The 14,616-nt window shown below is 69.2% G+C and carries 13 protein-coding genes; 9 read left to right on the top strand and 4 right to left on the bottom strand.

Annotated elements, in window-relative coordinates; translation table 11 throughout:
* Positions 1 to 67 precede the first annotated feature (67 nt).
* Genes AAFN86_RS03210 through AAFN86_RS03200 form a run of 3 tightly spaced genes read left to right on the top strand, consistent with a single transcriptional unit; the run spans position 68 to position 3,524 of the window.
* A complete protein-coding gene (locus tag AAFN86_RS03210) occupies positions 68 to 1,831 on the top strand; it encodes a type I secretion system permease/ATPase (RefSeq protein WP_347541769.1) in 1,764 nt (587 codons plus the stop codon).
* On the top strand, positions 1,828 to 3,225 hold the full coding sequence (locus tag AAFN86_RS03205; RefSeq protein WP_347541768.1) for an HlyD family type I secretion periplasmic adaptor subunit: 1,398 nt from the start codon (positions 1,828 to 1,830) through the stop codon (positions 3,223 to 3,225). Before AAFN86_RS03210 ends, AAFN86_RS03205 begins: the two co-directional genes overlap by 4 nt.
* Before the next feature lie 14 nt (positions 3,226 to 3,239).
* A complete protein-coding gene (locus AAFN86_RS03200; RefSeq protein WP_347541767.1) occupies positions 3,240 to 3,524 on the top strand; it encodes a hypothetical protein in 285 nt (94 codons plus the stop codon).
* 163 nt (positions 3,525 to 3,687) lie between these two features.
* Here the strand turns inward: AAFN86_RS03200 and AAFN86_RS03195 are convergent, their stop codons facing one another.
* Together AAFN86_RS03195 and galE are read right to left on the bottom strand one after the other, a co-directional pair.
* A complete protein-coding gene (locus tag AAFN86_RS03195) occupies positions 3,688 to 4,707 on the bottom strand; it encodes a helix-turn-helix domain-containing protein (protein ID WP_347541765.1) in 1,020 nt (339 codons plus the stop codon).
* A 175-nt stretch (positions 4,708 to 4,882) separates the two neighbouring features.
* Complete coding sequence (galE, locus tag AAFN86_RS03190; RefSeq protein WP_347541764.1) at positions 4,883 to 5,884, bottom strand: UDP-glucose 4-epimerase GalE; 1,002 nt, start codon at positions 5,882 to 5,884, stop codon at positions 4,883 to 4,885.
* A 73-nt stretch (positions 5,885 to 5,957) separates the two neighbouring features.
* On the opposite strand from galE, the gene mepA reads away from it, so the two are divergent.
* From mepA to AAFN86_RS03160, 6 genes are all read left to right on the top strand, one after another.
* Positions 5,958 to 6,794, top strand: coding sequence for a penicillin-insensitive murein endopeptidase (gene mepA, locus AAFN86_RS03185; protein WP_347541763.1), 837 nt, complete (start codon positions 5,958 to 5,960; stop codon positions 6,792 to 6,794).
* A gap of 152 nt (positions 6,795 to 6,946) precedes the next feature.
* Complete coding sequence (locus tag AAFN86_RS03180) at positions 6,947 to 8,059, top strand: TIGR03364 family FAD-dependent oxidoreductase (protein WP_347541762.1); 1,113 nt, start codon at positions 6,947 to 6,949, stop codon at positions 8,057 to 8,059.
* Positions 8,056 to 8,880, top strand: a complete 825-nt coding sequence (gene phnX, locus AAFN86_RS03175) for a phosphonoacetaldehyde hydrolase (protein ID WP_347541761.1) — start codon at positions 8,056 to 8,058, stop codon at positions 8,878 to 8,880. Before AAFN86_RS03180 ends, phnX begins: the two co-directional genes overlap by 4 nt.
* Before the next feature lie 83 nt (positions 8,881 to 8,963).
* Positions 8,964 to 9,986 carry a putative 2-aminoethylphosphonate ABC transporter substrate-binding protein gene (locus AAFN86_RS03170; protein WP_347541760.1) on the top strand — a complete coding sequence of 341 codons (1,023 nt, stop codon included), beginning with the start codon at positions 8,964 to 8,966 and terminating at the stop codon, positions 9,984 to 9,986.
* A 1-nt stretch (position 9,987) separates the two neighbouring features.
* The gene (locus AAFN86_RS03165; RefSeq protein ID WP_347541759.1) at positions 9,988 to 11,112 is read left to right on the top strand and encodes a putative 2-aminoethylphosphonate ABC transporter ATP-binding protein; all 1,125 of its coding nucleotides are present in this window, start codon (positions 9,988 to 9,990) and stop codon (positions 11,110 to 11,112) included.
* On the top strand, positions 11,105 to 12,787 hold the full coding sequence (locus AAFN86_RS03160; RefSeq protein WP_347541758.1) for a putative 2-aminoethylphosphonate ABC transporter permease subunit: 1,683 nt from the start codon (positions 11,105 to 11,107) through the stop codon (positions 12,785 to 12,787). Before AAFN86_RS03165 ends, AAFN86_RS03160 begins: the two co-directional genes overlap by 8 nt.
* Positions 12,788 to 13,118: 331 nt before the next feature.
* On the opposite strand, the gene AAFN86_RS03155 is transcribed toward AAFN86_RS03160, so the two are convergent.
* Both AAFN86_RS03155 and AAFN86_RS03150 read right to left on the bottom strand, forming a co-directional pair.
* A complete protein-coding gene (locus AAFN86_RS03155; protein ID WP_347541757.1) occupies positions 13,119 to 13,670 on the bottom strand; it encodes a metal-dependent phosphohydrolase in 552 nt (183 codons plus the stop codon).
* A gap of 12 nt (positions 13,671 to 13,682) precedes the next feature.
* Positions 13,683 to 14,588, bottom strand: coding sequence for a hypothetical protein (locus AAFN86_RS03150; protein ID WP_347541756.1), 906 nt, complete (start codon positions 14,586 to 14,588; stop codon positions 13,683 to 13,685).
* Between the last annotated feature and the right edge of the window lie 28 nt (positions 14,589 to 14,616).

Here is a 14,616-nt window from a genome sequence, read left to right as displayed (position 1 = left end):
ATGGTGGCAGACATGACACCGGGTCCGGGGTATGCCGGGCCGTACCGACGCGCGAAGGCACTGACTGATGGCCATTGATCCCAGGGTCCTGCTCGGGGAGAGCAAGCCCACCGAGACGCCGCTTGCGCGCGCGGTTTCGGCATGCCGGGCGCAGTTTGTCGCGGTCGGCCTGTTCAGCGGCGTGGTCAACCTGCTCCAGCTGACCGTCTCGCTCTATATGATGCAGGTGTTCGACCGCGTGCTGGCGACGCGCAACCTCAACACGCTGCTCTACCTGACTCTGATCGCCATCACCGCGGTCGGCCTGCTCGCCATGCTCGAGGCCGCGCGGTCGCGCGTCATGCAACGCGTCGGCGCTTGGGTCGAGGAGAAGGTCGCCCCCGAGGGCTTCGCCCGCGCAGTGGAAAGCCAGCTGCGCGGCCGCGCCTACCGGATGGAGGCGCTGCGCGACCTGGCGGTGTGCCGCAGCTTCATCGCCTCTCCCGGTGCGCTGTCGCTGTACGATGTGCCCTGGGTGCCGGTCTTCCTGCTCGTCATCTTCCTGCTGCATCCGGTGCTGGGCACGGTCGCGCTGGTCGGCGCGGCGCTGCTGCTGGGGCTGACCTGGTTCAACGAGGTCGCCACCTCCAAGCTGCTGCGGGAGGCGAACACCGCCTCGATGACCACGCAGCGGCGGGCGGAATCGATCGTGCGCAACGCGGAGGTGATCGACAGCATGGGCATGCTGCCGGCCGTCATGGCGCGCTGGCGGCTGAGCGTGGCCGAGATGTCGGTGCCGATGAACCGCGCGATGGACCGCGCCGCGCCGCTGCTGGCCGTGACCAAGTTCTTCCGCCTGGCGGTGCAGATCGCCATCCTGGGCATCGGCGCCTATCTCGTGTTGGGGCAGGAACTGACCTCGGGCGCGTCGATCGCGGCTTCGATCATCATGGGCCGGGCGCTGGCACCGGTGGAACAGATGATCGGCGGCTGGAAGCAGCTGGTGCAGGCGCGGCAATCGTGGAAGCGGCTGCAGGCCTTCCTGGTTCTGCCGCGGCTGCGCCCGCCCGGCCTGCCGCTGCCCCCGCCCATTGGCAAGCTGTCGGTCGAACGCGTCACCTATGGCTTCCCCGGCACCAATGTCGCGGTGGTCAAGGGCGTGGCCTTCGCGCTGGAACCCGGCGAAAGCCTTGCCGTGATCGGGCCCTCGGCGGCCGGCAAGACCACGCTGATCCGCCTGCTGACCGGCACGCTGCAGGCGGCCTCGGGTGCGGTGCGGCTGGACGGCGCAGATGTGCATACATGGCAGCGGGAGGATTTCGGCCGCCATGTCGGCTACCTGCCGCAGGATGTCGAACTGTTCGACGGCACCATCTTCGACAACATCGCCCGCATGGCCGAGGCACCGACCGAAGCGGTCTACGACGCCGCGAAACTTGCCGGCGCGCATGAGATGATCCTGCGCCTGCCGAAGGGCTATGAGACCGAGATCGGCGAGGGTGGCCAGCATCTGTCGGGCGGGCAGCGCCAGCAGATCGGCTTGGCCCGGGCGATGTTCGGCGACCCGAAATTCATCGTGCTGGACGAGCCCAATTCGAATCTCGACGGCGATTCCGAAGCCGCGCTGCTGCGCGCCCTGCATGAGCTGCGCCGCCGCGGCATCACGGTGGTGCTCGTCTCCCACCGCCCGGTGCTGGTGCAGGGAGTGGAGAAGGTGCTGCTGATGCGCGACGGCGCCGTCGAGATGTTCGGTCCGCGCGCCGAGGTGCTGAAGAAGATCATGAAGCCCGCCCAGCCGACACCGATCCCCGCCCCGGCCACGGGCGCCGAAGGGCGGGAGGCACAGGCATGAGCGAGCCCGCGCCCGCCCTGCCGCCGCCCGCGGTCAACCAGGACCTGGTGCCGCGCCGGCCGACGCTGCCGTCGCTGACCCTCGCGCCGCCGGCGGCGCCCGAGGTGGCGACACGGCCGCGCACCCGCGGCACCGTGCTGTTCGGCTTCATCGCCATCGCCATCTTCACCGGCAGCTTCGCCGCGTGGTCGGCCTTCGCACCGCTGTCGGAGGCCGCCATCGCCCCAGGCATGATCAAGGTCGAGGGCACGCGCCGCACGGTCCAGCACCTGGAAGGCGGCATCGTGCGGGAGATCCTGGTGCGCGACGGCGACCGTGTGCGTGCCGGGCAGGTGCTGATGCGGCTGGACGACATCCGCGCCGGCACGGATGTCGAGACACTGCGCAGCCAGCGCTGGGCGCTGATGGCACAGGATGTTCGGCTGGCGGCGGAACTCGCCGACGACCGCACCATTACCTTCCCCGACGACCTGCGCGACGCGACCGAACCGCGCGCGCAGGACGCGATCGCCGGCCAGACCGCGGTGTTCGAGGCGCGCCGCGCAGCGCTGATCAGCCAGGTCGCGGTGCAGGAAGCGCGCATCGGCCAGCAGGAGGCGATCACCGCCGGCGCGAATGGCCAGATCCGCGCCCAGCAGGCCCAGCTCGCGCTGATCCGGCAGGAGGAGCAGATGACCCGCGTGCTGGTCCAGCAGGGGCTCCAGCGGCTGCCCACGCTGCTGGCGCTGCAGCGCAACGCCGCGGCGTTGGAGGGCCAGGGGGAGGATCTGCAGGCGCAGCTTGACCGCGCCGCCCAGGTCATCGCCGAGGCGCGCAGCACCATAGCCAGCATCGTTGGCCAGCGCCGGCAGGAGGTCGCGGCCGAGCGCCGCGAGATCCGCGTCCGGCTGGCCGAGGTGGAGGAACGACTGCGCGCGGCCCAAGACGTCGCGGTGCGACGCGACATCCTCGCCCCCGAGGACGGCACGGTGCTGAACCTGCGCATCTTCACCGTGGGTGCTGTGGTCCGGCCCGGCGATCCGGTGATGGACCTGGTGCCGCTGCAGGATCGGCTGGTCGCCGAGGTCAATGTCCAGCCCTACGACATCGACGTGGTGCATGTCGGGCTGCAGGCCGAGGTCCGGCTGCCGGCCTTCAAGCAACGGCTAGTGCCGTATCTTCATGGACATGTCACCTTCGTCGCGCAGGACGTGACGATGGATGAGCGCACCCGCGCAACCTACTATCGCGCGCATATCCTGATCGATCAGGAACAGCTGGCCCGCATGCAGGGCGTGCAGCTGGTGCCCGGCATGCCGGTTGAAGCGATGATCCAGATCGGCGAAAGGTCGTTCCTGCGCTACATCACGCAGCCGATCCGCGACAGCTTCACCCGCGCCTTCCGCGAGCAATAGGAACCAGCAGACCCATGTCCGACAACCGCCCGACCGTCTTCGCCGACGGCGTCATCGAAGCGCAGGTGGCCCACGGCGTCGCCCGCATTACCCTGGCGATGACCGGGCCGGATGGGAAGGCGGTGCCCTGCGGAATGCTCTGCGTGCCGGTGACGCAGCTGCCGGGCATGGTGAACGGCATGGGCAACCTGCTGAAGCAGATCGAGGAACGGGTGCGCGCGCAGGTCGCACAGCAGCCAAGCGCGGCGCCGGCGAGTGAGGCCGCGCCGGCAGCGGGGGCGTTCCGGTTCCAGAGTTGAGGGATGCATCCCGGCGAAACCTGAGACGACCGGGCGACATTGGATCGCGCTGCGCAGCCCGGCCGAAAGTCATGGCCGGGGCATTCGCAGCGCTCGAAAAGCAGCAGGCCGCCTGGCCATCGGAATCAACCTAATCTCGGCGAGAGAACAACGGAAGGCGGGATCAGGACAAGGCCGCAGGCCTTCGCAGGCTGGGTGAGACGTGTTCGGGACGCGCTGAATCGACTCTCCGCTGCAGCGTTTGGGACGGGCTTTCTCCAAACTGCGCGCGATAGACCGCGGCGAAGCGCCCGAGTTCCCAGAAGCCGCCATCCATCGCGAGTTGGGACACGGTCGCCATCCGCGGATCGGCGGCGAGCAGCGCCCTGCGGACCGCCCATAGCCGCCGCAATCGAAGAAAGCGGTTCGGCGTTGTGCCCATGCGTGCGCGGAAAAGCACCTCCAGCGTCTTGGCCGAACAGCCGCCAGCCCCGCAAAGTTCGGCCAAGGTGAAAGCGTGGTTCGGCTCTGCCCCGATCCGGTCCAGCACGCGCGCCATGATCGCATGGCCGCGGCACGCGGCCGCCGTGTCGCGTTCCGGTGCCGATTCGAACAGTATTGCCAGAAGCGCCTCGCCAAGCTGTGCGTCAAGCGCTGCCGCGGTCGGCCGGTGCGCCAACGCCGCCGGCCGTTCAGCAGCGAGACGGAATACGTCGCGCTGAAGCGCCGCCAGCCTCGCAAATCGGCCCGGTGCCGGGCGGATCAGCACGCAATCATCAAGCAGGACGGGCGGCGGTCTCCCGAACGTCCTATCGGCCCGCGCGGCGAGATCGGCGATGGGCAGAGACATGCTGCGAATGACCGCCGGGCCGGGCGACACGTCGACGACCGTCTGGCCGGGCCGCCGAATGCGGATGCGTCCCGGCTGATGTTCCACGCCATTGAGACGGGAGGTCGGATCGGCGGTTTGACGCAGCCGGAAATAGATGCGGTCCGGCGATGTCTCGGATTCATAAAGGCGCGGAAGGCTCTCCTCACCCATCGCAAGACCGATGCTCGGCAGTTGCACCAGGGTGACCCGAGCCCGGTAGCCGCCGGCGCTCAAAGGCAGCACACGGGCCACCGCGTGATGGACATGCGCCCCGAAGGCCTCGGGGTCGTCGAACATCGCAATACGGCTGCCGGGTTGGATCGCGTCGGGCATCGCGCGAGACTAGACCACAGCCCCGACAAGTGCGGAATACGAACGTTGCGAGTGCGATGGCCGCAGGTGCGATTGCACCGAAGGGCTGAATCGTGAGTCCAGACAACAAGTTAGAGCGTGGTGGGTGAACGAATACGCATCCATCGCGCTCCAATGGCAGGAATTCGCAGCAATCTCAGCAGCTCGGGCGGTCGCCGTAGCCCTGCGGATGCGCCTCCCGCCACGCCCAGGCGGTACGCACGATCTCGTCCAGCGATCCGTGCTGCGGCGACCAGCCTGTCTCCTGCCGCAGGCGATCGCTGGCAGCGACCAGCACGGCGGGATCACCGGCGCGGCGCGGGCCGATGCTATGCGGCACGGGCCGGCCACCGACACGTTCCACCGCGGCGATCACCTCCTTCACCGAGGCGCCATTGCCGCTACCGATGTTGTAGCGGCAGGAACCATGCGCCTCGATCCGCGCGAGTGCGGCCAGATGCGCCTGGGCGAGGTCGGTGACGTGAACGTAGTCACGGATGCAGGTACCGTCGGGTGTGGCGTAGTCCTCCCCGAACACAGTCAGCGCGGGGCGCCGGCCAAGGGCGGCGTCGATCGCCAGCGGTACCAGATGCGTCTCGGGGTCGTGGTCCTCCCCGGCGCGTCCGGCCGGGTCGGATCCGGCGGCGTTGAAATAGCGCAGCGCGGCGTAGCGCAGCCCATGGATGCGGCCCGCCCAGGCGAGGCCTTCCTCGACCATGCGCTTGCTGTCGCCATAGGGGTTGGACGGCGCGATGCGGCATTCCTCGTCGATCGGCACACGGTCGGGGTCGCCGAACAGTGCCGCGGTCGATGAGAGCACGAAGCGCAGGCAGCCGGCCTTGATGGCGGCATCGGCCAGGCGCAGCGAATTCGCAACGTTCTCGGCGAGGTAGTGCAGCGGTTCGCGCATGCTCGCACCCACGATGGACAGCGCGGCGAAATGCAGCACGGCGTCGAAGCGCCAGGTGGCGAAGACTTCCGCCACGCGTTGCGATTCGGCGAGTTCGGCTTCCACCAGCGTCGCACCTGCGGGCACGGCCGCGCGGTGACCCTGGGTGAGATTGTCGAGCACCACCACCTCATCCCCGCGGTCGAGCAGGGCAAGGACGACGTGGCTGCCGACGAAGCCGGCGCCGCCGGTGACGAGGTAACGGGCCAAGATGATCCTCCGGCAGGCGCGGTCACGGAACCGGGCGTTTCCGCCCGCAGCCGATCTGCTCTAGCAATCGGGCATGGGCAAGGCAGTTCTTGGCGTCCTGGTGGCGCTGCTGGCACACGGCGTCGCGGCGGCGCAGGACATCTCGCGCGCGGAGAGCTGGGGGGCGGTCGCGACCCCCGCATCCGGGCCGGTGCGCATCATCGGCAGCACCGGGCTCGGCTGCATCGCCGGCGCGGTGGAATTGCCGGATGACGGGCCGGGGTGGCAATCGGTGCGCGTCTCCCGCAACCGGCATTGGGGGCATCCGGCGATGGTCGGCTGGGTGCAGGCATTCGCTGGGCGGGCGCAGGCGCAGGGGTTCCCGGACCTGTGGATCGGCGACCTGTCGCAGCCGCGCGGCGGGCCGATGACCTTCGGCCATGCCAGCCACCAGGCCGGGATCGACGCCGATATCTGGCTGGACCTGAACCCCAAGCCGCGCGTGGCGGCGGCGCAGCGGGAAACCATTCCGGAGGTCTCCCTGGTGCTGCCGGACGGGTCGGGGGTGGACCCGGCGCGCTTCACGGACCGGCATGCGGCACTGATCCGGCTGGCGGCGGAAATGCCGGGGCTGGACCGGCTGCTCGTCAATCCGGCGATTAAGCAGGAGCTGTGCCGCCGTCATGCCGGGCAGGCCTGGCTGCGACGGGTGCGGCCCTGGCGTGGCCATGATTCGCACATGCATATCCGCCTGCCCTGCCCTTCCGACCAGCCGGAATGCCGGGGCATCGCACCGCCGCCGCCCGGTGATGGCTGCGACGCAACACTCGCCTGGTGGTTCACCGAGGAAGCACGTCGGCCGCCGCCACGCCGCAGCGGGCCGCGGCCGGTGATGCCGGCCGCCTGCGCGGGAGTGCTGTCGGCGCGGTAGAGCAGCTCGCGCCCGGCTGGGAATCATCAGGCGCGTGACGATGCACACCAAGACAAGGACGCAGGGTGGGTTCGCTGGCGAGCGAAATCCGCCCTGGCGGTTGTCGTGCGTCCATGCGGGCTGCCCGGCATGGGGCGTGCTAGGCATGCGGCATGGACGATTCGGATCTTCTTGTCGTCGGCGCCGGCATTGTCGGCTTGGCCCATGCGCTGCACGCGGCGCGGGCCGGGCAACGCGTCACGGTGCTGGACCGTGATGCCAAGGCCAATGGCGCCAGCATCCGCAATTTCGGCTTCGTCACTGTCACCGGACAGGGCGCACCGCACACTTGGCGGCGCGCGCGCCGCGCGCGGGAGGTCTGGGCGGAAGTCGCACCGCTGGCGGGCATCGCGGTGCATCATCGCGGCCTGCTGATGGCGGTGCGCCGGCCGGAAGCCGTCGCGGTGATCGAGGAATTCGCCGCCGGTCCGATGGGCCAATGTTGCCGGGTGCTGTGCGGGGCCGACATCCCGGCGCCGCTGCGCGCGCCCGACCTGCTGGCCGCGCTGCACAGCCCGCATGAACTGCGGGTGGAAAGCCGCGACGCCATACCGCGCCTCGCCGCCTGGATGGAGGGCGCGCTTGGCATCCGCTTCATCCGCCAGGTGGCGGTGCACGCGGTGGGTGCCGGGGCGGTGGAAACGACGCGCGGGACCTTCCGCGCCCCGCGCATCGTGGTCTGCCCTGGTGCTGATATCGCGACACTGTTCCCCGACGCCTTCGCGCGGCGGGAGGTGACGCTGTGCAAGCTGCACATGCTGCGCCTCGCCGATCCGGGCTGGCGGCTGCCGGCGGCGGTGATGAGCGATCTCGGCCTGCATCGGTATCGCGGCTATGCCGACTGCCCGTCCCTGCCCGCGCTGCGTGGACGGCTTGCGGCCGAACAGGCCGAGGAACTGGAGCACGGCGTCCACCTGATCGTCGTCCAGGGTGCGGATGGTTCGCTAGTGGTGGGTGACAGCCATCACTACGGGCCGACCCCCGACCCCTTCCAACCCGACCATGTCGATGCGCTGATCATCCGGGAGGCGCGGCGCGTGCTGGACCTGCCGGCGCCGCGTGTGGTCGAACGCTGGACAGGACTGTATCCCTCCGGCCCAGAGGATGCCTTCTTCGAGGCGCCCGCGCCGGGCGTGCGCCTGGTTTCCGTCACCTCCGGCACCGGTGCCTCCACCGCCTTCGGGCTCGCCGAAGACGTGCTGGCCGATTTCGAGGCGAACCCATGACCCGCAGCATCAAGGCCGTCATCCTGGACTGGGCGGGCACCGTGCTCGACCATGGCAGCCGCGCCCCGATGGGTGCCTTCGTCGAGGCCTTCGCGCATTTCGGCGTGGCCATTTCCATCGCCGATGCGCGCGGCCCGATGGGCATGGCCAAGCGCGATCACATCCGCCTGGTCGGCACCGCCCCTGCGGTTGCCACCGCCTGGCGGGCCAAGCATGGGCGCGACTTCGACGATGCCGCGATCGACGCCATCTTCGACGTGTTCGAACCGCTGAACGTCGCGGCGGTGGAAGCGCATAGCGCGCTGATCCCCGGTGCGAAGCATGCGCTGGACTGGTGTGCCGCGAACGGCATCCGCATCGGTTCCACCACCGGCTATACGCGGCCGATCATGGAACGGCTGGCGCCGTTGGCCGCCGCACAGGGCTTCACGCCGGAGGTGATGGTCTGCGCCGGAGACCTCGCCGCCGGTCGTCCCGCGCCGCTGCAGATGTGGCACGCGATGGCAGCCATGGGGATCTGGCCGGCAAGCACGGTGGTGAAGCTGGACGACACGCCGCCCGGCATCGGCGAGGCGCGCGCCGCCGGATGCTGGGCGGTGGGCCTCGCGCTGTCGGGCAATATCGCGGGGCTGTCCGTGGAGGACCTCGCCGCGCTACCGCCGGCCGATCGTGACGCGCTGCGCCGCGAGGCGACCGAACAGCACATGCGCGCCGGCGCACATCTGGTGGTTGATTCGATCGCCGATCTTCCCGCCGTGGTGGCGCATGTGCAGGCGCGACTGCAGGCAGGCGAGACGCCGGGGCTGGTTGAATGGAGTTGACACGAAAGTGAAATCCTTGTGTCACACAGACGACTTGGGGAGCACGCTAGGCACGGCAACCGCTGACTGACGGGAGACGCCGCATGCGCCGCTTTGCCTTATTCGCCCTTGCCCTTGCCGGCCTGCTGCCCGCTGCCGCCGAGGCGCAGCAGCGCACCAGGCTGACCGTCTATACCGCGCTGGAGAACGAGCAGCTCCAGCCCTTCAAGCAGGCCGCCGAAGCCGCGCTGCGCGATGTCGAGATCGCCTGGGTGCGCGATTCCACCGGCGTCATCACCGCCCGCCTGATCGCCGAGCGCGCCAATCCGCGCGCTGACGTCGTGTGGGGCCTGTCGGTCTTCTCGCTGCTGCAGATGGAAGGGCTCGACATGCTCGAACCCTATACGCCCGTGGGTGCGGATGCGCTGCGGCCGTCCATGCGGTCCGACCGCAGCCCGATGACCTGGACGGGCATGGACGCCTTCGTCTCGGCGATCTGCTTCAACACCGTAGTCGCGCAGCAGCGCAACCTGCCGCGGCCGAGCACCTGGGACGACCTGCTGAACCCCGCCTTCCGCGGGCAGATCGTGATGCCGAACCCGAATTCCTCCGGCACCGGCTTCCTGACCATGGCGGGCTGGATCGGCCGGCGTGGCGAGGCGGGTGCGTGGGACTTCATGACCCGGCTGCACGACAACATCCAGCAATACACGCATTCCGGCTCGGCACCGTGCAACAACGCGGCACGCGGGGAATTCGGCGTCGGCATCTCGCTCGACATGCGCGCCGTCACGCTGCGCAACCAGGGCGCGCCGATCGAGATCATCGTGCCGACCGACGGCGTCGGCTTCGACCTGGAGGCGACGGCGATCATGCGTGGCACGCGCAACCTCGATGCGGCCAAGCGGCTGGCGGATTTCGCGGTCTCCCGCGCGGCGATGACGGTCTATGGGCGCTTCTATGCCCTGCTCGCGCTGCCGGGCGTCGATGCCTCGGTGAGCGGATATCCGGCGGAATTCTCGCAGCGCCTTGTGGATGCGGATTTCCGCGCCATCGCGCTGCAACGTGACCGGCTGCTGCGCGACTGGGCGACGCGCTTCGACGGCAAGTCAGCGCCGCGGAACTGACGTGAACGCACCGGACACCGCCATGCTGGAGGACGCGGACACCCGCGCCCTCCTCGCCGCGCCCTATCTCGAAGTGCATGAGGTGGGCAAGCAGTTCGGCGGCTTCGTCGCGCTGCACCGGGTGAACCTGGCGGTGCAGGCGGGGGAATTCGTCACCTTCCTCGGACCCTCCGGTTGCGGCAAGACGACGTTGCTGCGCGGCATTGCCGGGCTCGATCCGCCGACCACCGGACGCATCCTGCAAGGCGGGCGCGACATCACGCATCTGCCGCCGGCGGAGCGCGATTTCGGCATCGTGTTCCAATCCTACGCGCTGTTTCCGAACCTGACGGTGACGCAGAACATCGCCTATGGCCTGCGCGGCCGCGCCTGGCCGAAGGCGCGGGTGCGGGAACGCGTGGACGAGCTTCTGTCGCTGATCGGCCTGGACGAGCACTCGGCGAAATATCCCGCGCAATTGTCGGGCGGGCAGCAGCAGCGCGTCGCTCTGGCGCGCGCGCTGGCGAACGAGCCGGGGCTGCTGCTGCTCGACGAGCCGCTCTCCGCACTCGATGCCATCGTGCGCCAGCATCTTCGGCAGGAGATCCGGTCGCTGCAGCAGCGCCTCGGCGTCACCACCATCATGGTCACCCATGATCAGGAGGAAGCGATGGGCGTGTCCGACCGCATCGTGGTGATGAGCCGTGGCCGGATCGAGCAGATCGGCACGCCGGCCGAGATCTACGACCGCCCCGCCAGCCCCTTCGTCGCCGGCTTCGTCGGCCATTCCAGCCGGATCGAAGCCGTGGTGGACACGCCGCCCGGCCTGATCGTCGCGAACGGCGTCCGGATTGCCGCCGAGGCTGCTCGATCGCTGCTGTATGGCACGCGCGTCACGGCCTTCATCCGGCCCGAGCATATCCGCCTGCATCGTCCGGATGCCGCGCCGGCCGGCGCGCTGGAGGCGACGGTGACGGGGATGGAATTCCACGGGCCTGTCGTGCGGCTGTCGCTCGAAGCGGGACCGCTGCGGCTGCTCGCCTCGTTGACGCCGGATGCGCTGGTGGCGCTGGCCGCGATGCCGGGCGCCGAGGTCGCGGCCGTCTTGCCGGCCGAACACCTGATGGTCTTCCCCGAGGATGTCTGAGGTCGCGCTGTCGCGGTCGCGGGTCTCGCTCGACCAGGTGGTGATGCGGGGCGGGCTGTGGCTCGCAGTCGCGTTCCTGGCGGTATTCCTGGTGCTGCCGCTCGCCACGCTGCTGATGCGCGCCTTCGAGACGCCGCAGGGTGGTTTCGCCGGTTTGGCGAATTTCAGCGCCTATGCGACCACGCCGGCGCTGCTGGCCGCCGCCTGGAACAGCCTGTGGACGGCGGCGCTGACCGCGGCGATCGTGGTGCCGCTGGCCTTCACCTTCGCCTATGCCCTGACGCGGTCCTCCATCCCTGCCAAGCCGGCCTTCCGTGCGGTGATGATGCTGCCGCTGCTGGCCCCTTCGCTGCTGCCGGCGCTGGCGCTGATCTACCTGTTCGGCAACCAGGGCATGCTGCGCGGCGTGCTTCTGGGGCACAGCATCTACGGGCCGATCGGCATTGTCATCGCGCAGGTGTTCTACTGCTTCCCCTCCGCCGCGCTCATCCTCGCGGTCGCGCTGTCCACCGCGGATGCGCGGCTGTATGAGGCCGCAGCCGCGCTGAAGGCATCGCGGCTGCGCATCTTCCGCACCGTGACGCTGCCAGGCGCGCGCTACGGGCTGGTATCGGCCTTCGTCGTCGTCTTCACGCTGGTGATGACGGATTTCGGCATTCCTAAGGTGATCGGCGGTCAGTTTCCGGTGCTCGCCACCGATGTCTACAAGCAGGTGGTGGGCCTGCAGAACTTCAATATGGGCGCGGTGGTCGGCATCGTGCTGCTGGCACCCGCGGTGCTCGCCTATCTGCTGGATCGCTGGGCGACGCGTCAGCGGGCGGCGACGCTGTCGGGCCGCGCGGTACCGCTGCGGCCCGCCCCGCGCCGGGCGCGCGACCTGCCGCTGCTGGTCCTGTGCCTGGTGGTTGCAGCCGTGCTGGTCGGCATCGTCGGGGTCGCCGCCTGGGGATCGCTGATCCGCTTCTGGCCGTACAACCTGTCGCTGACGCTCGACAATTACGACTTCTCGCGGTTCGACGCGTCGGGCTGGGACACGGTATGGCTGTCCGTGCAGATGGCGGCGCTGGTCGCGGTGATCGGCAGCGTCATCGTCTTTACCATCGCCTATGTGCTGGAGCGTGGGCACCAGGCCGGGGTGCTGCCGGGGATGGCGCGCTTCGCGGCATCCATCCCGCTGGCGGTGCCGGGTTTAGTTCTGGGCCTCGCCTATGTGCTGTTCTTCAACCACCCGGCCAATCCGCTCGGCTTCCTCTACGGGACGCTGGCAATCCTGGTGCTGAACTCGCTGGTGCATTTCTACACGGTGGGGCACCTGACGGCGGTCACCGCGATCCGCCAGTTGGATCCTGAATTCGAGGCCGTGGGCGCGTCGATGCGCGTGCCGGTCTGGGTGACCTTCCGGCGGGTGACGGTGCCGATCTGCCTGCCGGCGATACTGGAGATCGCGGTCTATCTGTTCGTCAGCGCCATGACGACGGTAAGCGCGGTGATCTTCCTGTATGGCCCGGACACCAAGCCAGCCTCCATCGCCGTGGTGCATATGGACGAGGCCGGGCAGGCCAGCGCGGCAGCGGCGATGGCGGTAGTGATCCTCGGGATCACGACCGGGGCGAAGCTGGCTCAGTTGGCGGCTGGGGCCGTGGTCGGGCGGCTGACGCAGGCTTGGCGGCGCTGAGAACCGGGCGGGCGCCGCCCTATTGGCGCCAGGATAGGGTCCCACGCGATGGAACCCGGAGAGGGCTTCGCCCTCTCCGGACCACTCCCACCAAAGGCTTCAGGCCTTTGGAAACCTCGACTTGGTGCTATGGGCGATGGTTCGTCTCCAGCGCGAAGGTTGCCTTGGGCACGAAAACGAAATCGGCGCCTGATTCCATCCGCTGTGCCGGGCGCCAAGTATTGGTTTCCAAAGGCCTGAAGCCTTTGGTGGGGTGGTTTGGAGGGGCAAAGCCCCTCCATCCTTCCGCCTTAATCTGGCGCCTATCGGGGACTGCCCCTCCGGCCTTCCGTCACCCCCGCAGGCACACCCCGACGTAGCGCATGAAATGCCCCACCGGCGGCGTCGTGAGATCCTTCACCTTCGCCTCATCATCATACCGCCGAAGTTGTACCGCCTCGGCATAGTGCGGCAGGGCCTCGAAGGCCGCGACTTCCCCGGCCGACATCGGCCCGCCCTGCAGCGACAGGCTCAGAACACTGTCAGGTGACAGCTTGCCGAAGTAATCCGTCTCGGTGGCGCAGAGGTAGCGCTTGGCGGCGACGTGCAGGCGAACGGGCTCGCTGACTTCTGGCCCGAAATGCTTCGCCAGCCAGGCGTTGCCGAGTTCCTCGTGGCGATCGTCGATGCCGTCTTCGGCGGGGTTGTCGCCGAGGTCGTGCACCAGATGGCCGATGTCGTGCATCAGCGCGGCGGAGATCAGCGCCGGGGGATGGCCGTCGCGCTCGGCGAGCCAAGCGGATTGCAGGGCGTGTTCGCGCTGCGTCACGTCGTGCAGGCCGTACAGGCCATCGGCGCGGTGTTCGAGCATGTCGCGGATGGAGGCGAGGACATCGGCGGTCATGGCGCGGGATCCTCAGCGATCGAAGTGGACGGGGTTGGCCCAGGCGCGGCGGCCCTGCGCGTCGGCGACGACGATGCGGGCGTAGCCGCCGGGGCGATGCGCATCGAAGGGCAAGCTGGCGCGGGTGATGCCCGGTTCGACATGCTGCACGGCGCGCGACCCGCGGCCGAGCAGCATCACCGAGGCGGCCGGCGAGCAGGTCACCTCGACGTGGGCCTCGCCCCAGGCGATGTCGTGGATAGTCGGGCCCTGCGTCGCGTAGAAGGCGCCGGCCTTCAAGGCCGCGAGCAGCGGCTCGGGCTCGTTCGCCTCGGCCTTGACCATGAGCCAGCCGCCGAAGGCGTCCATGCAGGCGAAATGCGCGTCATCCACCGCGATCAGGCCGATGCGCCGGCCACCGGCCAGCAGAGCGTCGGTAAATTGCACGCTGTCGCCCCGTTCGGTGCGCAACTGCGATGTGTGGTTGTAGATCTCGACCGCATGGGCGCCGGGGATGGCGGCGGCGTCTTCCATCGTGAGCCCGTACCAGGCGGGGTGGGGGATGGCGACGAAGGCCCCGGCGGCGAGCGCGCGGGCGGCGAGCGCCGGGCCGTCCTCGCCATCCATCAGCGGCGCGAAGTCGAGCGGCAGGCCGACCGCGAGGATATGCCAGAGCTCGCCCAGCGCGGTGGCCGGCGCGTGCAGCTCGGCACCGAGGATGGTGGTGAAGCCGGCTGTGCGGAACGGGCGCGTATCGACGATCGGGAAACCGTACTTCGCCATGAAATGATCGGTCAGGGCGAGGAAGTCGTAGCCCGCCTCGCGATAGGTGGCGCAGACCGCCTCGGGCGCGCGCTGGCCGTCCGACAGCGTCGAATGGGTGTGGATATTGCCCTTCCAGAAGCGGCCGGGGCTGGCAAAGGCGGGATCGGTGATCATGCGGGGAGGAATCCGTGGCGCGTTGGGC

This window comes from Roseomonas sp. CAU 1739 (genome assembly GCF_039839775.1).
Classification (GTDB): Bacteria; Pseudomonadota; Alphaproteobacteria; order Acetobacterales; family Acetobacteraceae; genus Neoroseomonas.
This window is presented reverse-complemented; position numbering and strand designations above follow the sequence as displayed.